The 22352-nt window shown below is 63.4% G+C and carries 20 protein-coding genes and 1 tRNA gene; 17 read left to right on the plus strand and 4 right to left on the minus strand.

Going from position 1 to position 22352, the window contains the following annotated elements; translation table 11 throughout:
* Positions 1-30: 30 nt before the first annotated feature.
* The 10 genes from ACZ0AJ_RS02075 to ACZ0AJ_RS02120 all read left to right on the plus strand — a co-directional run bounded on the left by ACZ0AJ_RS02075 (position 31) and on the right by ACZ0AJ_RS02120 (position 13838).
* Positions 31-1050 carry a polysaccharide deacetylase family protein gene (locus tag ACZ0AJ_RS02075; protein WP_499453695.1) on the plus strand — a complete coding sequence of 340 codons (1020 nt, stop codon included), beginning with the start codon at positions 31-33 and terminating at the stop codon, positions 1048-1050.
* On the plus strand, positions 1047-2183 hold the full coding sequence (locus ACZ0AJ_RS02080; RefSeq protein WP_499453697.1) for a glycosyltransferase family 4 protein: 1137 nt from the start codon (positions 1047-1049) through the stop codon (positions 2181-2183). The genes ACZ0AJ_RS02075 and ACZ0AJ_RS02080 overlap by 4 nt, the downstream gene beginning before the upstream one ends.
* Positions 2183-4228, plus strand: a complete 2046-nt coding sequence (asnB, locus tag ACZ0AJ_RS02085) for an asparagine synthase (glutamine-hydrolyzing) (RefSeq protein ID WP_499453699.1) — start codon at positions 2183-2185, stop codon at positions 4226-4228. The genes ACZ0AJ_RS02080 and asnB overlap by 1 nt, the downstream gene beginning before the upstream one ends.
* 40 nt (positions 4229-4268) lie before the next feature.
* Positions 4269-5435 carry a glycosyltransferase family 4 protein gene (locus ACZ0AJ_RS02090; protein ID WP_499453700.1) on the plus strand — a complete coding sequence of 389 codons (1167 nt, stop codon included), beginning with the start codon at positions 4269-4271 and terminating at the stop codon, positions 5433-5435.
* Position 5436: 1 nt separating this feature from the next.
* Positions 5437-7071: a GNAT family N-acetyltransferase gene (locus ACZ0AJ_RS02095; protein WP_499453702.1), complete on the plus strand. Its 1635-nt coding sequence runs from the start codon at positions 5437-5439 to the stop codon at positions 7069-7071.
* A complete protein-coding gene (locus ACZ0AJ_RS02100) occupies positions 7053-8117 on the plus strand; it encodes a GNAT family N-acetyltransferase (RefSeq protein ID WP_499453704.1) in 1065 nt (354 codons plus the stop codon). The genes ACZ0AJ_RS02095 and ACZ0AJ_RS02100 overlap by 19 nt, the downstream gene beginning before the upstream one ends.
* Positions 8118-8140: 23 nt before the next feature.
* On the plus strand, positions 8141-9355 hold the full coding sequence (locus ACZ0AJ_RS02105) for a hypothetical protein (protein ID WP_499453706.1): 1215 nt from the start codon (positions 8141-8143) through the stop codon (positions 9353-9355).
* Positions 9356-9377: 22 nt separating this feature from the next.
* Entirely contained in the window at positions 9378-10526 is a 1149-nt protein-coding gene (locus tag ACZ0AJ_RS02110) for a glycosyltransferase family 4 protein (protein WP_499453708.1), read from the plus strand.
* A gap of 835 nt (positions 10527-11361) precedes the next feature.
* On the plus strand, positions 11362-13215 hold the full coding sequence (locus ACZ0AJ_RS02115; RefSeq protein WP_499453710.1) for a DUF4832 domain-containing protein: 1854 nt from the start codon (positions 11362-11364) through the stop codon (positions 13213-13215).
* 338 nt (positions 13216-13553) lie between these two features.
* Positions 13554-13838 carry a hypothetical protein gene (locus ACZ0AJ_RS02120; RefSeq protein ID WP_499453712.1) on the plus strand — a complete coding sequence of 95 codons (285 nt, stop codon included), beginning with the start codon at positions 13554-13556 and terminating at the stop codon, positions 13836-13838.
* A gap of 129 nt (positions 13839-13967) precedes the next feature.
* Here ACZ0AJ_RS02120 and ACZ0AJ_RS02125 read toward each other — a convergent pair.
* Positions 13968-14044: transfer RNA gene (locus tag ACZ0AJ_RS02125), tRNA-Pro, on the minus strand.
* A gap of 53 nt (positions 14045-14097) precedes the next feature.
* The gene (ispB, locus tag ACZ0AJ_RS02130; RefSeq protein ID WP_332530217.1) at positions 14098-15087 is read right to left on the minus strand and encodes an octaprenyl diphosphate synthase; all 990 of its coding nucleotides are present in this window, start codon (positions 15085-15087) and stop codon (positions 14098-14100) included.
* A gap of 275 nt (positions 15088-15362) precedes the next feature.
* Between ispB and rplU the strand changes: the two genes are divergently transcribed.
* The 7 genes from rplU to ACZ0AJ_RS02165 all read left to right on the plus strand — a co-directional run bounded on the left by rplU (position 15363) and on the right by ACZ0AJ_RS02165 (position 20944).
* On the plus strand, positions 15363-15674 hold the full coding sequence (gene rplU, locus ACZ0AJ_RS02135; protein ID WP_183549341.1) for a 50S ribosomal protein L21: 312 nt from the start codon (positions 15363-15365) through the stop codon (positions 15672-15674).
* Positions 15675-15716: 42 nt separating this feature from the next.
* Positions 15717-15998, plus strand: coding sequence for a 50S ribosomal protein L27 (gene rpmA / locus ACZ0AJ_RS02140; RefSeq protein WP_183549343.1), 282 nt, complete (start codon positions 15717-15719; stop codon positions 15996-15998).
* A gap of 109 nt (positions 15999-16107) precedes the next feature.
* A complete protein-coding gene (cgtA, locus tag ACZ0AJ_RS02145) occupies positions 16108-17220 on the plus strand; it encodes an Obg family GTPase CgtA (RefSeq protein WP_183549345.1) in 1113 nt (370 codons plus the stop codon).
* Between the two features lie 3 nt (positions 17221-17223).
* The gene (locus ACZ0AJ_RS02150; RefSeq protein ID WP_258836393.1) at positions 17224-17649 is read left to right on the plus strand and encodes a hypothetical protein; all 426 of its coding nucleotides are present in this window, start codon (positions 17224-17226) and stop codon (positions 17647-17649) included.
* Positions 17646-18764: a glutamate 5-kinase gene (gene proB, locus ACZ0AJ_RS02155; RefSeq protein WP_499453716.1), complete on the plus strand. Its 1119-nt coding sequence runs from the start codon at positions 17646-17648 to the stop codon at positions 18762-18764. Before ACZ0AJ_RS02150 ends, proB begins: the two co-directional genes overlap by 4 nt.
* A gap of 155 nt (positions 18765-18919) precedes the next feature.
* Positions 18920-20494, plus strand: a complete 1575-nt coding sequence (locus ACZ0AJ_RS02160) for a methyl-accepting chemotaxis protein (RefSeq protein WP_499453718.1) — start codon at positions 18920-18922, stop codon at positions 20492-20494.
* Positions 20495-20584: 90 nt separating this feature from the next.
* The gene (locus ACZ0AJ_RS02165) at positions 20585-20944 is read left to right on the plus strand and encodes a nuclear transport factor 2 family protein (RefSeq protein WP_499453720.1); all 360 of its coding nucleotides are present in this window, start codon (positions 20585-20587) and stop codon (positions 20942-20944) included.
* Here the strand turns inward: ACZ0AJ_RS02165 and nth are convergent.
* Both nth and rsxB read right to left on the minus strand, forming a co-directional pair.
* Positions 20941-21639 carry an endonuclease III gene (nth, locus tag ACZ0AJ_RS02170; protein WP_499453722.1) on the minus strand — a complete coding sequence of 233 codons (699 nt, stop codon included), beginning with the start codon at positions 21637-21639 and terminating at the stop codon, positions 20941-20943. The two genes, ACZ0AJ_RS02165 and nth, sit on opposite strands and share 4 nt — an antisense overlap.
* 5 nt (positions 21640-21644) lie before the next feature.
* Positions 21645-22322: an electron transport complex subunit RsxB gene (gene rsxB, locus ACZ0AJ_RS02175; protein WP_183549352.1), complete on the minus strand. Its 678-nt coding sequence runs from the start codon at positions 22320-22322 to the stop codon at positions 21645-21647.
* Between the last annotated feature and the right edge of the window lie 30 nt (positions 22323-22352).

Here is a 22352-nt window from a genome sequence, read left to right on the forward strand (position 1 = left end):
TCGACGACGACGCGCTCTGCGTACTCAACCATGGCTTCCGCAAAATTTGTCATTTCGCTCGATTTTGAGCTGTTCTGGGGCGTCGCCGATACGCAGACGATTGCCGGCTACGGGCGCAATGTGCTGGGCGAGTGGCAGGCCGTGCCTCGTATGCTGGCCTTGTTCGCGCGCTACGGTGTGCGCGTGACGTGGGCAACGGTCGGGATGATCATGTGCCGCAACTACGATGACTGGCGCGCCACGCGGCCGACGCTCTTGCCGGGCTACACACGCCGCGCGTTGTCGCCGTATGGCATGGACCAGTTCGTACGCAGCTATCCACGGCTGTTCTTCGCGCGGCCACTGGTCGAGCAAATCCTGGCGGCGCAGGGGCAAGAACTGGGAACGCACACCTTTGGGCATTTCTATTGCAACGAAGCGGGCGCATCACCAGCGCAATTCGCGGCAGATCTCGCTTGCGCGCAGTCGGTGGCTGCCGGCATGGGTGCCAGCTTGCGCAGCGCGGTACTGCCACGCAATCAGATTGTCGCGGCGTTCCTCCCCATCCTGTCCCAGGCGGCGATTCAGGTTTATCGCGGCAATGCGCCGCATCCGTTGTACCGCCATGGCGACGCCGTGGTCGGGGGCCTTGCCGGGCGTGCGGCGCGCTTTGCCGATGCCTGCCTGCCGCTGAGCGGCAAACGCACCGTATGCCCACAGTCGCACGGGGCCCTGGTGAATGTACCGGGCAGCCAGTTTCTCTACCCATGGTCGCGCCGGCACCGCGCGTTGTTGCCCCTGCGCCTGCGTCGCCTGAAGCAGGGCATGGCACTGGCGGCGCGCGAGGGTAGTACGTTTCACCTGTGGTGGCATCCGCACAATTTTGGCGTGAACCTGGACGAGAATCTGGCGCAGCTTGAAGTATTGCTGCGCTACTACCGGCGCCTGGCCGACACCCACGGCATGCAAAGCCATTGCATGGCCGATTTTGCCTCGTCCTCGGCCACTGAAACTGCCACTGGCTCTACTTTCTCTTCGCCCAGCGCGCCAGGCGCACGGAATCCATCATGACGCGCCACGTCCTGCATGTCATTACCGGCCTGGCGGTGGGTGGCGCCGAGATGGCGCTGTACCGGCTCATCCTCGCGTTTCGCGACAGCCAGTATCGCCACACGGTCATTGTCCTCAGCCCTGGCGGCGGGATGTATTCGCGGTTTGTCGCGTCAGGCATCACGCTGATCGTGCTCGACGTGCGGCGTGCGCCGATCGGCGATCTCGTGCGCATGGTCCGCCTGATCCGCACGATGCGCCCGGATATCGTCCAGACCTGGCTCTATCACGCCGATTTCCTTGGCGGCCTGGCAGCCCGCCTCGCCGGCAACCGCAATGTCATCTGGGGCATTCGCACGACCGATGTCGACGGTGGCTGTGCGCGCAGCACAGCGCTCGTGCGCTACCTGTGCGCGTCGCTGTCGCGCTGGGTGCCGCACACCATCGTGTGCGTGGCCGAGGCGGCGCGGCGCTCCCATTCCCTGCTTGGCTACGACGCCAGCCGCATGGTGGTCGTGGGCAATGGCTTCGATCTGTCCGCATTCACGCCCGGCCACGACGAACGTGCAGCGCTGCGGGCACATTGCGGCTTCGCGGCTGACGACATCGTGCTCGGCACGCTCGGACGGTTCAACCTCGACAAGGACTATCCCAACTTCGTCAAGGCCGCCGGCCAGCTCGCCAGTCGCTACCCGCGGCTGCGCTTCCTGATGATCGGCAAAAACCTGGATGCAGACAACGCCGAGCTGTTGCGCTGGATCGATGCCACGGGCTATGCGAAGCGCTTCGTCTTGCTGGGCGAACGCGCCGATATCGCCATCTGCCTGTCCGCCATGGACATCTTCTGCCTGTCCTCGCGCACCGAGGCCTTTCCCAATGTGGTGGGCGAGGCGATGGCGATGGGGTTGCCGTGCGTGGCAACCGATGTCGGCGACGTCGCCGTCCTGATGGCGGACACGGGCGTGCTGGTACCGCGGGCCAATCCCGACGCGCTTGCGCAGGGTGTGGCGGGCCTGATGGCGCTGGCCCCCGCGCATCGCAGGCAACTGGGGCAGCAGGCCAGGGCGCGCATTGGCGCCAGGTTCACGATGGGGTGCGTGCGGGCGCGCTTCGAGCACATTTATGAAGGCGTCATTGCGAAAGGAGAACTCTGATGTGCGGATTCACTGGATTTCTGACTGCGGCGTCTTCACCGGCAACGGACCAGGTTGGCTGGCTCAGACGCATGACCGATGCGATCTACCATCGCGGCCCCGATGATGCCGGGTACTGGTCCGACGGCGAGCACGGCGTCGCCCTGGGCCACCGGCGCCTGGCGATCATCGACCTGTCCCCGGCCGGTCAGCAACCGATGCGCTCGTGCTCGAACCGCTTCGTGCTCGTCTTCAACGGTGAAATCTATAACCACCTGGGCATGCGCAACGAACTCGAGGCAAGCGCTGGCGTGTGCGGGTGGCGTGGTCGTTCCGATACCGAAACGCTGCTTGCCGGTTTCGATGCCTGGGGCATTGCCGCCACGGTCGAACGCACCATTGGTATGTTCGCCTTTGCCGTCTGGGACCGGCAGGCGCGTGTGTTGACGCTGGGGCGCGACCGCGTTGGCGAAAAGCCCCTGTATTACGGCTGGCAGGGCAGGGGAGACGATGCGGTGTTCCTGTTCGGCTCCGAACTCAAGGCACTGCGCGCGCATCCGGCCTGTGCTGCCGATATCGATCGCGCGGCGCTGTGCCTGCAGTTGCGGCACAGTTATGTGCCGGCGCCGCATTCGATCTATCGCGGCATCGCCAAGCTGCCGCCGGGCTGCCTGCTGACCGTCTCGGCGGCACGCCCGGAACCGGTGCTGCACACGTATTGGTCGGTAGCGCAGCAGTGGACGGCGGGCGCCGCCACACCGTTTGCAGGCACGCCAGCGCAAGCCGTCGATGCGCTCGACACCTTGCTCAGCGACGCCGTCGGCGCGCAGATGATGGCCGATGTCCCGCTGGGGGCATTCCTGTCCGGCGGCGTTGACTCGTCGGCGATCGTCGCGCTGATGCAGGCCCGGTCGACGCGGCCGGTGCAGACATTTTCGATCGGGTTTCACGAGCAGGGCTTCGACGAGGCGCCCCATGCGAAAGCCGTGGCCCGGCATCTCGGCACCGATCACACCGAGCTGTACGTGACAGCGGCGCAGGCCCAGTCGGTGATTCCACGGCTGCCGTCGATGTATGACGAACCGTTCTCCGACTCGTCCCAGATTCCCACGTTTCTCGTGTCCCAGCTGGCGCGCCGGCACGTCACGGTGTCGCTGTCGGGCGATGCTGGCGACGAACTGTTTTGCGGCTACACCCGGTATGGCTTCGCCGCCCATCTGTGGAAGTCGATCAGCGCGGCGCCGTTGCCCGTACGCCGGCTTGCCGCACGGGGCATCACGCGGGTGCCGGTGGCTTCCTGGAACCGGCTGGCGCGCACGCTGGGGCCGTGCCTGCCGCGCGCCATGCGCTTTGCCAACACGGGCGACAAGCTGCACAAGGGCGCCGACATCATGGCCAGCGCGTCGCTCGACGCGGTATACCTGGGCCTCGTGTCGCACTGGGATGATCCGGCTGCGCTCGTTATCGGCGGCCATGAGCCGCCCACCTTGCTGCGCGGCGCCGCGCCGGTGCTGGCCGGGCTCGGTAGCGTCGAGCGCATGATGGCGCTCGACACGCTGACCTATCTGCCCGACGACATCCTGGTCAAGGTCGACCGGGCCGCCATGAGCGTGTCGCTGGAAACCCGGGTGCCATTTCTGGATCACCGCGTGATCGAGTTCGCCGCGCGGTTGCCGCTGGCGCTGAAACTGCGCGACGGCGCGAGCAAATGGGCGCTGCGGCAAGTGTTGTATCGCTACGTGCCGCAAGCACTCATCGAGCGGCCCAAGATGGGCTTTGGCGTGCCCATCGGCGACTGGCTGCGGGGCCCGCTGCGCGACTGGGCTGAAACCCTGCTGGCCGAGTCGCGGCTACGCAGCGAAGGCTTCTTCGCGCCTGCGCTGCTGCGCACCCGCTGGCATGAGCACCTGGATGGCCGCCGCAACTGGCAATACCACTTGTGGGATGTCCTGATGTTCCAGTCGTGGCTCGAACAGCAGGCCGGGCCGCACCGTGAGGCGGGTGACGCCGCGCTGTACTGTCCGGCGCCGCCGGCTGTCGCTGCGCCATGCCCGCTGGCGACATGACCCTCGTGCACTGCATCCGCCCTTCCTGAGGATGAACATCATGAACAAAAAAATCGTTATTTCGGTCAATACCGCCTGGAATATCCATAACTTCCGCTCCGGCCTGGTCAAGGCCCTGATCGCGCAAGGCTACGACGTCATGGTGATGGCGCCAGCCGATGCCTATGCGCACCGGCTGGCATCGCTGGGCTGTCGTTTCAAGACGATTTCGATGGACAACAACGGCACCAGTCCCAGCCGTGACCTGTCGCTGCTGGTCAAGTATTGGCGTGTCTTGCAATCGGTGCGCCCGCTGGCCTACCTGGGCTACACGATCAAGCCGAACATCTACGGATCGATCGCCGCGCACCGGCTCGGGATCCCGGTCATCAACAATATCGCGGGCCTCGGCGCAACCTTCATCAGCAACTCGCCATTAACCTACCTCGTCAAGCAGCTGTACCGCTGCTCGCTCAGGCAATCGAACCGGGTGTTCTTCCAGAATGCTGACGATTGCAAGCTGTTCGTCGACGCGGGCCTGGCGCGGCCCGACGTAGCAGAAGTCCTGCCCGGCTCCGGGATCGACTTGCAGCAATTCCAGCCGGCACCGGCGCGGCTCCCCGCAGCGGACGGATTCTGTTTCTTGCTGGTGGCGCGGATGCTTCGCGATAAAGGTATCGACGAATATGCCGCCGCGGCGCGCATCGTGCGCCAGCAATTACCGGGCGTGCGGTTCCAGCTGCTGGGGCCGGTCGATGCGCACAATCCGAACTCGATCCCGCTTGAGCGAATCGCGGACTGGAAAAGCAGTGGCTTGATCGAATATCTGAAAGAAACCGACGACGTCCGGCCCTACCTGGCGCGTGCCGATTGCGTCGTGTTGCCGTCGTACCGCGAGGGTGTGCCGCACACGCTGCTCGAGGCGGCGGCCATGGCACGCCCGATCATCGCCACGAACGTGGCCGGCTGCAAGGACATCGTGGCGCATCAGGCCAATGGCCTGCTATGCAAGGTAAAAGATCCTGCCGACCTGGCCGCCATGATGGTGCGGATGGTTAGTCTGACGCACGCACAGCGCCTGGCCATGGGCCAGGCCGGCAGGAACAAGGTCGTCGCGCAATTCGATGAAAATGTCGTGATCGGACGCTACCTGAACACACTGCGGCAGATCGAAGCCAATGGGCATGCACACGCCGTGCAGGGCCTCGAAACAACGGCGCAAGTCTGATATGACGCTGCGCTTACTGACCGGTAACGCCGCACTGGCCCACATCGGCGCGCAGACGTTCGTCACGGCGTGGCGGGCGCTGCATGCTGTCTGCCCCTGGGCCACCGCCTGCCAGCATCCCGATTTCGTCTTGCCGTGGTACGGCTTGTACGGGGCGCAGTTCGTGCCCGTTGTCGTCCTGCAGGAAGCCGCCGATGGCGCGCTGCTCGGCCTATTGCCGCTGGCGCTGGACGACAAAGGCCAGCGCCTCACCGGCGCCGGGGAACGCCATGCCGAATACCAGGGCTGGCTGCAGCCCCCGGACGCCGGCGCAGTGTTCATCACAAGGGCGCTGCGGGCCATCCGCGACCATCTTCCGCGCGCCGATCTTGCGCTGCGTTACCTGCCGGCCGGCACGCCACTGTCCTGGCTCGATGCGTGGCGCAACGACGCATCCGATGCACGACGGTGGGTGACACTGCGGTCCATGCGCCGGCCACTGATGCAGATCGATGCGGTTGCGATGTACCGGCAGCGCAACAAGAAAAATCATCGGCAAAATAGCAATCGCCTGGGCCGACTGGGCGCGGTGCGGTTCGAGCAGGTTGTCGAGCATGCCCATTTCTTGCGCGTGATCGATGCCATCTGCGACCAGTACGATTTCAGGCAGGCGGCGCTGTACCGCGCAAGGCCGTTCACGCTCGACGCGGCAAAAAAGCGTTTTTATATTGCGCTGCACCGGCAAGGGCTGCTCCACGTCACGATCCTGACGGTGGACGGCGCCATTGCTGCATCCCACATCGGCCTCTTGAGCGCGGGCCGGGCCGTGCATCTGGGGATCAATACCTATCACCCGGCCACATCCGCTCACTCCCCCGGCAATTTGCTCCTGGCCATGCTGGGCGTGCATCTCGCGGCGCAGCAGATGCCGTTGCTCGACCTGACGCCAGGCGGCGACGGGTACAAGGAGCACTTTGCGACGGCACACGATCACGTCTCGACACTGACAATCCACCGCGATCTGCGCAGCTTTCTGCTGACGGCGGCGCGCCAGCGCCTGGTCGATGCCGCCAGGGCTCTGGCGACCTGGGCCGGCTGGCGCCACCATGACGTACTCGCCGTCGTGCATGGCATCCGGCCGCAGCGGTGGGCAAGCGCCGCCGCCGCATGGGTACGGCGCCGTGCACGCCCCCAGGCAGTCTCTCGCATCCTTCGATGCGGGCCTTCCCGCGAGGTCGAGAGTGCGCTGCTGCCAGCCCGCGACAGCTTGCCTGATGTGCTGCAATTTGACGCCGACGATGCGGCATTGGGTTACTGCGCATTCTTGAACACGGTCATGAAGCGGATGGAACGATCCGACCATTTCTATAGCGTCGTCCACGGCAACCGGCTGGGCCTGTTTTGCTGGGTGAATGGTCCCATGGCGGACTCAGACATGGTCCTGTCGGGTTTATATGTGCATCGGCAATGCATGCAGCCCGATCTGGTCGAGGGATTCATTGCAGGCGTCGTGCAGGACATCCGGCGTCGTGCTCCGCAAGCAGCGATTTACTACCAGGGCAGCCTGAGCGCTGAGCTGGACAACAACCTGGCGTGCTGTGGTTTCAGCCCGGCCAACCTGCAACAGGAGCAAGCGGCATGCATAGAAGCGCATTGATCCCCCCGCCCGACAGCATCACGTGCGACATCGGGCAGATCCCCGCCGGCGTCGAAGAAGCCCTGGTGACGACTTATGCATCGCTGCATTCGTCGCTGGCGTTTTTCAGGGTGTTCCGGTCGATCGAACATGCCAGTTGCTACCTGGCCCATCGCGCCGGTGCGCCCAGCACGGTGTTGCTGTTTACATTCAGCGGTCGCCGGATCGACGTCATCAACGAAATGATCGAGGTCGAAGAAGCCGAGATGGCGCGCTTCGCGACCTATGTCTTTGCGCACTTTCCGCAGATTGACGTCATCAGTTTCAAGGCCGTCAAGACCGCGACCCGCGCGCTTGGATATCCGGTGCAACAGTACCGGGCCAAGGGCAGCTATGTCGTCACGCTGCCTGCCACGCCCGATGCCTACAAGGCACGCATCGGCAAGTCCACGCGCGCCAGCATCAATCAGGGCCTGAACGGCATCCGGCGCCACTTCCCGTCGTTCGAGTCGCGCTTTTTCGTCAACGACGAGATCGACGAAGGCCATATCCGGGCGATCGTGGCGTTGAGCGAACAAAAGATCAATGCCGGCGACGCCGTGTTTTTCTATGATGTGGCGCGCCTTACCCGGCTGGCCAGGCTGTGCGGATTCGTGCACGTGATCCTGATCGATGGCCGCATCTGCGCCGGCTCCGTCAATTACCAGGTTGGCGCCAGCTTCTTTGGCGACGCGATGGGGTACGACCCCCAGTATGAAAAATTCGGGCTTGGCAAGTTGTGCGTTTTCCTGACGATCTGCGAAAGCATCGTGCGCGGCGGAACCCGGTTCTATCTGGGCGGCGGCGTGTTCGCTTTCAAAGAACGCTTGCTGGGGGTGCCGTTTTACATGGACGAAGTGCATCTCTATCGTTCGCCCGTAAAACTGCTGCGCAACATCGATCATGCAATCGGCGCCATGCTCGCCGCGGCCACGCGATCGGCCAAGCAACTGCTGCACCAGCACAAGGGGGCGACCTGGGCACGACTCGTGTTCAAGGCGTTCTACCTGTTGCAGCGGCGCAAGTGACACTTTGCCTCCATGGTGAGCCGATGAAGAGCCTGTCGACAAAGCGGCGCAAGTTATTGCTGCGTAGCGCCGCCCTGGGCGCGGCGGCGTTATTGCCAGCCCCAGTTGGCGATGCAACGGGAGGCCAGCCCCGGCGCAACCAGGTGGGCGGCATCAAGGCCGCCATGGTGCCGCCAGCCATCGTCAGCCTGGCTGACTACGGCGGTTTGCCCGGGGCGCAAACGGCAGCGCTGGTGGGGGCGTTTCGCCAGGCACTCGATGCGCTGGCGGATCAAGGCGGTGGCACGCTGCTGGTCCCGCGTGGTGTCTACGATTTTGGTCACTGCCCCGACGCCGCGACGCTCGTGCTGTGCCGCAATGCGCGCGACATTGCCATCTCGGCGTATGGCGCTCTGTTTACGGTCACGACGGCGGCCAACGTCATGCCCAACCTGTTTTACTTTTTCAATTTTCAGAACATCACGATTGCCGGCGCCAGTTTCGCCGATGCAGGATTCGACCCGCGGCCCGACTGGCGCGGCATGGTGTGCGTGGGGATCCAGGCGGACCGGCCAAGCCATGGCTTCACACTGGTCGACTGCTATGCCGAAAGGGTGGTGAGTCTGCTCTCGTCGCATAACAACGCCGCCACGCGACGCTTTCTTTCCAATATTTGTGTCCACGGCGAAGTGCGCTACGCGTATTACGGCGTCAACGCCAGTTTCATCAGGGAGAACGCCGAGATCGACCTGGTCTGTCACGACGTGCGACGGGCCGTCATCGCGTCGGCGCTGCGCAATGCCGACATCCGGGTAACGGCGTCCAGCACCGCCCAGTGGCCTGGTAGCAATGGGCTCATCGCACTGATTTGCTCTGGCGCCAGCGTCGGCAATGTAAAGAATGTACGGATCGTGCTCGCGGCTTCGGGCGAGGGCAACTACGGCAGCTATGTTCACCTTTATCACCAGGGCGATCAAACTGAAGGCACGATCCGCAACATCGACGCCACGGTCCATGTCGCCCATGCTGCCCCCGCCACGAGCCTGTTCCTGTTCGACCACGAAGCCCGCTTCGTCAAAGCGACCACGTCCCGGGTATGGGACCGCATCGCGCTGCACGGCACGATTACCGGCGACTTCGACGGCCGCATCGTCGCCAATCCATCAGTCAGCGCCAGGCCCGGCACGGTTTGCCTGGATCGTCACCTGGCTCAGCGTGCACATGCGCATCCCGGGCACATGGCGCTGGTGGTGCAATGAAACCTGGAGGCGACGCAGGGCCATGCGATTACTGATCTACATTCATTCGCTGGAAAATGGCGGCGCCGAGCGCGTGGTCGCCAATCTCGCCAACTACTGGGCGTCGCTTGGCTGGGCCGTCACGGTGGTGACCGTGGCCCCGCAGGCGCGGGATTTCTACGTGCTTGATGCCGGCGTCGGCCGCCGCTGCCTTGATCTCGCGAGCCAGGGCGGCGGCTTGTTCGTTGGCGTCGTGCGCACGGCCCGGCGTACGCGTGCGTTGCGCCGGGTGCTGCGCGAGGTGCAGCCCGCTGTCGCTTTGTCCGCCATGCACACGGCCAATGTCGTGCTGGCGTTGGCGGCGCGCGGCCTGCCTGGCGTGCGCACGGTGGGCTCCGAACACAACTTCCCGCCCAAGGCGCCGATGGGCGTGGTGTGGGAAACGCTGCGGCGCCATGCTTACGGCCACTTGCACGCTGTCGTCGCGCTGACCCATGAGTGCGCGCACTGGCTGGAACGCCATTCCCATGCCCGGCGCGTTCCCGTCATTCCGAACCCTGTCGTGTGGCCATTGTCGCAGCATGCGCCGCTGGTCAATCCCGCGACCTCGTGCGCGCCCGGCCGGCAGATCCTGCTGGGGGTTGGCCGGCTCAGTGAAGAGAAAAACTTCACGACCCTGATTGCCATCTTTGCCCGGCTAGCGCCCCTGCACCCAGACTGGGACCTCGTCATCCTGGGGGAGGGCGCGCAGCGCGCAGCGCTGTCTGCGCAGGTGCAGGCCGGCGGGCTGGGGCAGCGCGTGTTCTTGCCCGGCAGTGTCGGCAATATGGGCGACTGGTATGCGCGGGCCAGTCTGTATGCCATGAGTTCGCATTTCGAGGGCTTTCCCAACACGCTGGTCGAAGCCATGGCGTATGGCTTGCCGGCGGTAAGCTTCGATTGCGATACCGGCCCCCGGGACATCATCCGCCATGGGATCGATGGCGTGCTGGTTGCGCCCGGTGACGTCGAAGGCATGGCGTCGACGCTCGATACCCTGATGCGTGACAGCCGTGCACGGGCCAGATTCGCGCAGCGCGCCGTCGATGCGCGAGAGCGGTTCTCGATGGAGAAAATATCGCGCATGTGGGAAACCGTCTTCACACCATCGGCGTGCAGGCATGGCGTCAAGGCTGACGTTGTTGCTGAATGAGCCACGCAGTGTAATCAGTCCACAAGCAATACCCCGCCTGTTGTTCTCCCAATCTCATCGCTTCACTACCAGCCTCGAGCACGCTCCGGCTACGTCACGCATTTAAAAAATTTCTAATCTGCAATTGCTTGGAGCAATGTTGCAACGTTTCAGTTTGCCCAAAGAAAAATATTTGGGGAACTAATTGAGCCGAAGCATCTCCAACGCCAGTGTTTGAATTTTTAAGAAGCATTTTTCTGACACACATCAGACGTTGGCGCTGAATTCCTGTTAGCCCCCTGTACCCATCGTGGACCGGCAGGAAACCAAAGCGGTGACATTTTTCTCAAGGAAATTATTTTTTATTTCTCGGAACCAATCGCTTTGAGGAAACTCAAACGAGTTCATGATTCCAGGAATGAGGAGATGCCATGATCGATAGCACGTCGTTGTAGTCACAGCACGCCCAGCAGGGGATGTCTGCGTGCGCTTTCTCGCGTCATGTCGTGGGAAGACCATCTGTCTTCTCGTCGCCAGTTATCCACCATAGCGCCTTGCCGCGCTTCCCCGCCGCTAGCTGATCGTCAGTCGATACAGCTAGTCCATTTCAGCAGGTCCTGCGGATATCCCTGCCACTCCGATGCGAGCGGCAGCGGGATCGTCACGCTCTTTGTCTGCGGATGCTTCCCGCCACTTGCACTGCAAGCGGCGATGGGATCGTCACGCCCCGGTTGTTGGATTTTTTATATAAAGCGATTTTCAAATGTCACCTATTCACATCGATTCCATTCCTTCCGTCCGTCGCCCAATCGGGCTCGCACTGCTGTGCGCCGGGCTTCTTTCCAGCACGGTGCTGATGTCGGCTGCTGTCGCTGCGCCTGTCGCGCTGGCCTCGGTCACGGCGGGCCCGACGACGGCAAGCAGCGACGGCACCAATCTCAGTATCCGCATTCGTTATACCGGCACGCCGGCCTGGGTGCGTGTGTACATCGATAACGATGCCGTCACCACGACCGGTTATGCATTCAACGGCGTCGGCGCCGGCTACATGATCGAGAATGGCCGCCTGTACCGCTACAGCGGCAGCAACGGCTCCTGGGCCTGGACCTTCGTCAAAACCGTGCCGTACGCATCGGCCAGTAACCTCGCGACGATAACGGTGACTCGTGCCGAACTCGGCGGCGCCGACAACATCAGCCTCATCACCCAGACCGATCCCCCAGCGCAACTCTCGCCGATCCTGCGCCTGTCGATCACCAAGGCAACGCCTGCCCCGACGCCGACGCCGACGCCGACGCCAACGCCGACGCCAACACCGACGCCAACACCGACGCCGACGCCAACCCCGACGCCAACGCCAACGCCAACGCCAACGCCAACGCCAACGCCAACGCCAACGCCAACGCCAACGCCAACCCCGGGCGCCACGGTGCCAGTGAACTACACCGCCAGCACGGCCATCATCACCAACCCGGAGCGCGGCTTTTACCGCCACGTTGGCTGCGAAACGCCACTGAGCCAGTCGCAACTGACGAGCTTCCGCACCTCGGGCGGTGAATCGCTGATGCTGTGCGTGTTCTATCTGCGCAGCTTCGTCAACGCACCGATCAGCCAGACCACGCTCAATCTGTTCCAGCAACAGATGGACACAGTGCGCAAGGCTGGTCTGAAAGCCATCGTCCGCTTCGCCTACAACGACAACAACTCGCCGGTCGATGCGACCCCGGCGATGGTCAACACCCACCTGTCGCAGCTGGCGCCGTACCTGACAGCCAACAAGGACATTATCGCCGTCGTGCAAGCTGGCCTGATCGGTGCCTGGGGCGAGTGGGGCAACACCAACAACTATGGCGACAGCTACAACATGACTGCCAAGAACATTGCTGACCGCAAATCGGTGGTCGACAAGCTGCTGCAAGTGGTGCCGGCCGAACGCATGGTGCAGTTGCGCATGCCCCTGTTCAAGACCAAGCTGTACACCCCGACCGCACTGACCCCGAGCGAGGCCTACAACGGTTCGGCCAAGGCGCGCCTGGGCCACCACAACGATTGCTTCCTGTCCAACGCGTCGGATTACGGCACCTATATCAATCCATCGGTGGAGTTCCCGTACCTGGCGGCCGAAACGAACTACGTCCCATCGGGCGGCGAGACCTGCAACTACGCGCCGCCACGCAGCGATTGCCCGACCGCCCTTGCCGAAATGGGCCGCTTCCACTGGTCGTACCTGAACCTGGACTACAACACGACGGTGCTGAACAACTGGAAAACGCAGGGTTGCTTTACCCAGGTCAAGCAAAAGCTGGGCTACCGCTTCGTGCTCAAGAGCGGCGCGTTCTCGCGCACGGCGAAACCTGGTGGCGGCTTCGTCGTCAACCTGCAGCTGCAGAACGAGGGCTGGTCGGCGCCATTCAACAGCCGTGACGTGGAACTCGTGTTCCGCAACACGGCGAGTGGGGCAACCCACCGCGTCAAGCTGGCAACCGACCCCCGCCATTGGCTGTCGAACCAGACCGTGACGATCAACCAGACCGTGGCGCTGCCCGCCAATATGGCGGCCGGTTCGTACTCGGTGCTGCTGAACCTGCCGGATCCACAGGCGTCGCTGCGCGATCGCCCCGAGTATGCGATCCAGCTGGCCAACAGCAACACGTGGGAAGCGTCGACCGGGTTCAACAACCTGCAGCATACGGTTGGCGTCGCACCATAAGCACCATAAGCAGAATCGCGGCCTGATGCCGAAAGGCGGGCAATAAAAGAGCCAGGCCGGTTTGCCGGTCTGGCTTTTGCGTTTCGGCGTTTCTTCCAGGGCGTGCTGGGCTGTAAGCTGGCGCAGGTGAGGGCGGTCGTGCTGACTTGCCTGGAGAATGGCGAGGTCAGCCGCGCGGCGTTTGCCGGCAACACCACGCAGGATCTGGCGGGGCTGATGGTGCTAAATTTGCCGGTGGCGGCCGGCGCCAGAACGTCGGCGTCACGGCACTGGTGTAGACTGGCAGCTTGTGTCTGATCGGCCGCATCAGACCACCTTTCAGACCAGGACAGCACACGATGAACAGTTTTGCCTCATGGCAGGCACGGGCGGCGGAATACAGCGCCACCAGCAAGCGTGAAACCGTGTTGTTTCTGGCGTATGAAGCAGCGTCGGCATCCGAGGCCAGTGCCGCAGGCTTTGAATTGGTCGGAACGAGCTGGGACGCCAATGGCGTCGAGGTCAAGGCGTATAAATCGAAGCCGCCGGGCGTACCGGAATTCGGGTGCATCATTTGCGGTAAAAATTCGCAGTATTACCATGGCGTGTATTGCTGCGGAAGGAAACGGGTTCTGATGCTGTGAACGCTGCAATCGCAGCATGACGACAATCACAACGTGACGCGGCGCGGTATCGCGCAAGACGACCACCGATCCAGGCATGGACAAATAAAAAGCCAGACCGGCTGACGCCTCGTCTGGCTTTTTGTTGTCTGGTCGGGGTGAGAGGATTCGAACCTCCGGCCTCTACGTCCCGAACGTAGCGCTCTACCGGGCTAAGCTACACCCCGACGGTTCGGGGTGTACGTACAACCACCCCGGGATGGTCGTAATATAAAATCGCTTAGTGGTTCCTGTCAACGGCGAAGCTGCTCAGTTGCAGCAGGCTGTTCTTGAACAGGCTGTCGGGCAATCCGGCAATCGCTTCCGATGCCCGGCGCGCTGCCTGTTCAGCCTGCGCCCGCGTGTAATCGAGCGCGCCGCTCGACGTTACGGCGGCCAGCACGGCGTCGAATTGTGCTTCGTCGCCTTGCTCGATGCAGCTGCGGACCAGTTCGCGCTGCTCCGGCGTGCCGTGTTCCATCAGCCAGATCAGGGGCAGGGTCGGTTTGCCTTCGCGCAGATCGTCCCCCAGGTTCTTGCCGATCTCGGCGGCGTCGCCAGCGTAGTCGAGCACGTCGTCGATCAGCTGGAATGCGGTGCCCAGAGAGCGGCCGTATTCGCCAGCGGCGGCGATCTGGGCGTCGTTCGCGCCGGCGATCAGCGCGCCCAGTTCGGCAGCGGCTTCGAACAGCTTGGCGGTCTTGGAGCGGATCACGAGCAGGTAGCTCGCTTCGGTCACATCCGGATCGTGCATGTTCAGCAGTTGCAGCACTTCGCCTTCGGCGATCACGTTGGTGGCGTCGGACAGGATCTGCATGATGCGCATGCTGTCGAGGCCCACCATCATCTGGAACGCGCGCGAGTAGAGGAAGTCGCCGACCAGCACCGAGGCGGCGTTGCCGAACAGCGCGTTGGCGGTCTGGCGGCCGCGGCGCATCGACGATTCGTCGACGACGTCGTCATGCAGCAGCGTTGCGGTGTGGATGAATTCGACGACGGCGGCCAGCTCGTGGTGCGCGGTGCCCCGGTAGCCATAGGCATTGGCCAGCAGCAGTACCAGTACTGGACGGATGCGCTTGCCGCCGGCACTGATGATGTACTCGGCGATCTGGTTGACCAGCGTGACTTCGGAATGCAGCCGCTGGCGGATCACCGTGTTGACGGCCTCCATATCGGGCGCGATCGACTGGACGATGGTGTTCTGTTGGGCGTGTTGGGTAGCGGCTGACAAGGCTGACCTGCGTGAGCGTTGGGTTAACTATAAGAGTGAGGCGATTATACGTCATGGGAGGGCGAACCGTCGGGCTGACAGGGGTGCGCTTGCGAGAGAGCGGGCGATGCCGCCATGGACGCCGCCCGATGCCGTGAAGCGATCGCCGAATGGTTTTGACGCACTGCACCTACTTATGTATAATCCTCTGTTCCCCGGCTTAAGATTAGTCCTGCGTGTCAAGCGCGGGCCGACGCGCCGAGGGGTTCTTTTAACATTTGATGAGGTTTCAAATCATGTACGCGGTCATAAAAACCGGTGGCAAGCAATACAAAGTTGTCGCTGGTGAAAAACTTAAAGTAGAACAGATACCGGCAGACATTGGTTCCGAACTCACGATCGATCAGGTCCTCGCCCTTGGCGAAGGCGAAAGCATCAAGTTTGGTGCTCCGCTGGTCGAAGGTGCAACGGTGCTGGTGAAAGTGGTTTCGCAGGGTCGCCACGACAAAGTGCGTATCTTCAAGATGCGTCGTCGTAAGCACTACCAGAAGCGTATGGGCCATCGCCAAAACTTCACCGAAATCCAGATCGTTTCGATCAACGGCTAATCCCCGTTCCGGTTCCCAGCAACGTCATCCAGGAGTAAATAAATGGCACACAAAAAAGGCGGCGGTACTACCCGCAACGGCCGTGACTCAGAAAGCAAGCGCCTCGGCGTGAAAGTCTACGGCGGCCAGGCAGTCAATGCCGGCGGCATCATCATTCGTCAGCGCGGCACCCCAGTGCGCGCTGGCACCGGCGTCGGTACGGGCAAGGATCACACCCTGTTCGCGCTGGTCACTGGCACCGTCAAGTTCGTCAAGCAAGGCGTCGGCTCGAAGCAATTCGTGACCGTCGTTGCTAACGAAGCAGCGGAAGCAGTCGCAGCGTAATAACGCACTCGCGCCGCTTCCGAGCGGCGCTTCTTTGCAAGGCGCAAGCCTTCCATCGAAAGGCTCTGCCCACGGTAGGGCCTTTTTTAGTTTTTAAGCGGTCACAATCATGAAGTTTATCGACGAAGCAAAAATTGAAGTCATCGGAGGCGACGGCGGCAACGGATGCGCCTCGTTCCGGCGCGAAAAGTTCCGCCCATTTGGCGGACCCGACGGCGGCGATGGCGGCACGGGCAGCTCGATCTTTGTGGTTGCCGACCGCAACGTCAACACGCTGGTCGATTTTCGCTATTCGAAAGTCCACACCGGCAAGCATGGCGAACCGGGCCGCGGCTCGGATTGCTACGGCAAGGGCGCCGAAGACATCTATATGCGCATGCCGGTTGGCACGCTCATCATCGACGATGTCAATGGCGAAATCATTGCCGACCTGACCGAACACGGCCAGACCGAACTGCTCGCCAAAGGCGGCGAGGGCGGCTGGGGCAATATCCACTTTAAAAGTTCGACCAACCGCGCCCCGCGTCAAAAGACCGAAGGCAAGGAAGGGGAGCGTCGCACGTTGCGCCTGGAACTGAAAGTTCTGGCGGACGTGGGCCTCCTGGGCATGCCGAACGCCGGTAAATCGACCTTCATTACCGCCGTCTCGAACGCGCGCCCGAAGATCGCCGATTACCCGTTCACCACCCTGCACCCGAACCTGGGCGTGGTGCGCGTGTCGCACGAGAAAAGCTTTGTTGTGGCCGACATTCCGGGCCTGATCGAAGGCGCCGCTGAAGGTGCGGGCCTGGGTCACCAGTTCCTGCGTCACCTGGCGCGCACCGGCTTGCTGCTGCACATTGTCGACCTGTCGTCGTTCGAAGCGAACATCGATCCGGTCAAAGAAGCCAAAGCCCTGATCAAGGAACTCGAAAAGTACGACGAAGAGCTGCTGAACAAGCCACGTTGGCTCGTGCTCAACAAGCTCGACGTGCTGGACGAGGCCGAGCGCAAGAAGCGCGTCAAGGACATGATCAAGCGCCTGGCCTGGAAGGGTCCGGTCTTCGAGATATCGGCGCTGAACCGCGAAGGTTGCCAGGAACTGATCAACGCGATCTACCTGCACCTGGAAGAAAAGCGTCACGCCGAGCATCGCGCCGAAGAGACCGCGATGACCGAAGAAGCGCGCGGGATTTCGTCGATCGATCCGGACGATCCACGCTTCAAGATCCTCGAAGACTGACCCTTGGCTGGTAGCGTTCCTCAGCCCGCCACCTGGTCGCGCGCCTGGTTGCGCGGCCAGCTGTTGCAGCTGGTCGCGACCGTCAGCTCGCTGGCCTCGCTGGCGGCATTGCTCGATCCCGACCGTATTGCGTCGGCGATGGGCCTGTTTTTGGTTGGCGTGAATGGCTACAGCCAGTTTTACGCCATCTATGTGGGCGTCCGCCTCGCTACCGCGGGGCTGGCGCTGTTGGCGGCCAGGCACGGCAATCAGCCGATCTTGGGCGACCTGACTGCCTTGTTCCTCCTGGCCCAGCCGGCTGGCCGCCTCGCCGCGGCCTTTGCGATCGGCTTGCCCACGGGGGTCTTACTCGCTGTCTGCGCGGTTGAACTGCTGGCAGGACTTTCCCTGCTCGCATTGCGGCCGCGGGGAAAATTCCTGTCGCCATGAACTCTGCCCTCCAACAAGCTTCCCGCATCATCGTCAAGGTCGGCTCCTCCCTCGTCACCGACGAGGGCAGGGGGCTGGACCATACCGCCATTGCCCGCTGGGCGTCCCAGATTGCCGCACTGCGCGCCCTTGGCAAGGACGTGGTCCTGGTCAGCTCGGGCGCCATTGCCGAAGGCATGCTGCGCCTGGGCTTCACGAAGCGCCCCACCGATATCCACGAACTGCAGGCGTGCGCCGCCTGTGGCCAGATGGGCCTGGCGCAAATCTATGAAACGAGCTTTCGCGCGCACGGCGTGCAAACGGCCCAGGTGCTGCTCACGCATGCCGACCTGGCCGACCGCGAACGCTATCTGAACGCGCGCTCGACGCTGACCACCTTGCTGCGCCTGAAGGTGGTGCCGATCATCAACGAGAACGATACCGTCGTTACCGACGAGATCAAGTTCGGCGACAACGACACCCTGGGTGCGCTGGTCGCCAACCTGATCGAGGCCGACGCGCTCGTCATCCTGACCGACCAGCCCGGCTTGTACTCGGCCGACCCGCGCAAGAACCCGGATGCGCGCCTGATCGCGCACGCCCAGGCCGGCGACGTGGCACTGGAAAGCATGGCGGGCGGTGCCGGCACCAGCATCGGTAGCGGTGGCATGCTGACCAAAGTGTTGGCGGCCAAGCGCGCTGCGCGCTCCGGCGCGCACACCGTGATTGCCTGGGGGCGCGAGCCGGATGTCCTCACGCGCCTGGCCGGTGGCGAAGCGATCGGTACGCAATTGCTGGCCCCGACCGGCCGCCTGACGGCGCGCCGCCAGTGGATGGTCGACCATCTGCACACGAGCGGCGAAGTCGTCATCGATGCCGGCGCGGCAGCCAAGCTCACGCGCGAAGGCAAGTCGCTGCTGCCGATCGGCGTCATCGCCGTCAAAGGCGAGTTCGGCCGCGGCCAGGTGGTTACGTGCGTTGACGAAGCGGGCAAGCCGCTGGCGCGCGGATTGACCAATTACGCGAGCAGCGAAGTGCGGCGCATCATGCGCCATTCGTCGACCGAGATCGAGCGCATCCTCGGCTTCGTTGAAGGGCCTGAGCTCATCCATCGCGACAATATGGTCTTGCTGTAGGCAGCGAGCACTAACCAACCGGCTGTTGCGTCAATCTGACGTAACGGCAGGTTTGTCTCCCAAATCGTCCAAAAATATTGCCGCAGAGATTCAAGCGTTACGCTTGGGGATACACTGCGCTTAAGCGCTTCGCGCGTATATATTCAGGACCTGCCATGAAACTAAGTCGCAAATTACCACTGGGTTTTGCCGCCGTCACCTTGCTCGTCGCCTGTGCAGGCTTCTTCGGCATGGCGCAGCTGAACAGCTCGGTCGATACCTACCGCCAGGCGGTGGTCACCGAAGGCCAGGCACAGCAGGTGCAGGCGCTGCTCTCCCACTTCCGCAAGCAGGTCCAGGAATGGAAGAACACCCTGCTGCGTGGCAAACAGGAAAGCGAACGCGTCAAGTACTGGAGCGCGTTCCAGAAGAACGAGACGGAAGTCGCGCAACAGGTCAAGGCCTTGCTGGATGCCATGCCGGAAGGCGAAGTGCGGACGCTGGTGACGCAGTTCGGCGCGGCGCACGCGACCATGGGTGCGGATTTCCGGCGCGGCTACCAGGATTTTGAAGCGGCCGGTTTCGATGCCTCCGCTGGCGATATCGCGGTCAAGGGCAAGGACCGTGCACCGGCCGAGCTGCTGGTGCAGGCCCAGGAAAAAATGTCGGCCGTCAGCCTGGCCAGCGCGGCCCAGGCCGATGCAGTCGGCAAACAGGCCACGCTGCTCAGCTATAGCCTGATGCTGGTGGGCGCCGTGGTGGCCGTGATCGCCGGGATCCTGGTGTCGCGTTCGATCACGCGCCCGCTCGACGAAGCGGTCGAGGCCGCGCGCAGTGTGGCGGCGGGCGACCTGCGCACCGCGATCACGGTGCGCAGCAACGATGAAACGGGCCAGCTGTTGATGGCGTTGAAGGAGATGTCGGCCAGCCTGCAGCGCATCGTGCTCGAAGTGCGTGGCGGGGCCGAGACCATCGCGGTGGCGTCCGGTGAAATCGCGCAGGGTAACCTCGACCTGTCGGCGCGCACCGAGCGTCAGGCCGGCGCGCTCGAAGAGACGGCGTCGTCAATGGAAGAACTGACCTCGACCGTCATCCAGAATGCCGACAATGCGCGCCAGGCCAGCGTGCTGGCCGTGTCAGCCTGCGATGTGGCGGTCAAGGGCGGCAAGGTGGTCGAGCAGGTGGTGGGCACGATGGCGTCGATCAGCGCATCGTCGCGCAAGATCACCGACATCATCGGCGTCATCGACGGCATCGCGTTCCAGACCAATATCCTGGCGCTCAATGCAGCGGTCGAAGCGGCGCGCGCCGGCGAGCAGGGCCGTGGCTTTGCCGTCGTGGCCGGCGAAGTGCGCACCCTCGCGCAGCGTTCGGCGACGGCGGCAAAGGAAATCAAGGACCTGATCGGCGAATCGGTGGCCTGCGTGGAAACGGGCGACCGGCTGGCCGGCGAAGCGGGCGTGACCATGGGCGAGATCCTGGCCAGCGTGCGCGGCGTGATGGACATCATCACCGAGATCAGCGCCGCCAGCAGCGAGCAGAGCCAGGGCATCTCGCAGGTCAACCAGGCCGTCACCGAAATGGATGTCACGACCCAGCAGAATGCGGCGCTGGTCGAGCAGGCCGCTGCCGCAGCGCAATCACTGCGCGAGCAGACGGTGGCACTGACGGAAGTGGTCAGCGTGTTCAAGGTCGAAGAGCCGGCCGGCGCCGTGGCGCCGCCCCGTACCAAACTGGCACTGGCTGCTTGACACGAACCGGGTGCGCGGTAAGATGCCCGCGCGCCCGTAGTGCCGGGATGGGCCCGGTAACCGGTGGCGCACCTTGTGAGCCACCATCCGATGACGCCACTTTCACCTTCCGCCGTGGTCCAGGCGCAGCTCGACGCCTACAATGCCAAAGACCTCGATGCGTTGATGGCCACCTATGCGCCGGATGCGGCGCAATTCGCGCTGCATGGCGACCTGCTGGCGCGCGGCCACGACCAGATACTGTCGCGCTACAAACAGCGTTTTCTCGAACCCGACCTGCACGCGCGGCTGCTGACGCGCACGGTACTGGGCAACTTCGTCACCGACCTCGAGATCGTGACCCGCAACTTCCCGGAAGGTCTGGGCACGGTCGAGATGCTGTGCGTCTACGAAGTGGTGGACGGGCGCATCGTGCGCGCGTCATTCGCGACCGGCGAGACCCGGATTTAGCTTGCCGCCGATCCAGCTGCCGTGGCCGCCGCTACTGCAGCTGGATCGAGTACGCCCGCCGGCGCTGGCGTCTTGTCCCTGAACTCGCACAGGTCAGCAATCAGGCAGTTCCAGCATTTGGGCTTGCGTGCTACGCAGGTGTAGCGCCCGTGCAGGATCAGCCAGTGGTGGGCGTCGTGCAGGAATTCCTTCGGCACGAACTTCAGCAGCTTCTGTTCGACGATGTCGACGTTCTTGCCCGGCGCGATCTTCGTGCGATTCGAGACGCGGAAGATGTGCGTGTCGACCGCCATCGTCGGTTCGCCAAAGGCCGTGTTGAGCACGACGTTCGCAGTCTTGCGTCCCACGCCCGGCAACGCCTCGAGCGCTTCGCGCACGGGCGGTACTTCGCCGCCATGCTGATCGACCAGGATCTGGCAGGTGGCGATCACGTTCCTGGCCTTCGTGTTGTACAGGCCAATGGTCGCGATATAGGTCTTGAGCTCATCAATGCCCAGGTCGAGGATCGCCTGCGGCGTGTTCGCCACCGGGAACAAGCGGCGCATGGCCTTGTTCACGCCGACGTCGGTCGACTGGGCCGACAACAGGACCGCGATCAGCAATTCGAACGGGGTCGAAAATTCGAGCTCGGTGGTGGGCGTCGGGTTGGCCGCGCGAAAGCGCGTGAAAATCTCGTGGCGTTTGGCGGAATTCATGCAGGTCAGGTCGGGTCGGTGTTGCCGGCGGCCTTCAGGCGCGCGCGTTCCATGGCGGCGGCGATGATCGCGCGCTTGCGCTCTTTTTCTGCCAGCTCTTCGGGGGTATTGGTTGCTTCTGCCGTGACTTCACGCATCTTTTGCACGGCCTTGGCGGCCAGCCTCGCGTCGTTCTCGTCGCGCTCGCGGCGCAGACGTGCTTCGCGGAAGTCGTGGCGGCTGCGCGCCGCATCGGCTGCCGGCTGGCTCCAGGCATCCCAGCCGGTGCGTTCGCCGGTGACCGGCACCATCGCGATGCAGTCGACCGGGCAAGGCGCCACGCACAGGTCGCAGCCGGTGCACAGGCTCGGCAGGATCGTGTGCATCTGCTTGGCCGCGCCCAGGATCGCATCGACGGGACACGCCTGGATGCACAGCGTGCAGCCAATGCACAGCGCCTCGTCGATGAAGGCCACCGGGCGCGGACGCTCAATGCCATTGGCCGGATTGATCGGGATCACGGCGCGGCCCGTGGCGGCGGCCAGGCGGCGCACGCCTTCCATGCCGCCGGGTGGGCACTGGTTGATGTCGGCTTCGCCGCTGGCGATCGCTTCCGCATACGGACGGCACGCGGGATAGCCGCACTTGGTGCACTGGGTCTGCGGCAGCAGGTCTTCGAGCTGGTCGGCGAGGGCTTTGGTCACGGTGTGGCGGATCTGGTAAAGCCGACATTA

The sequence above is a fragment of the Telluria sp. AC161 genome, assembly GCF_979258535.1.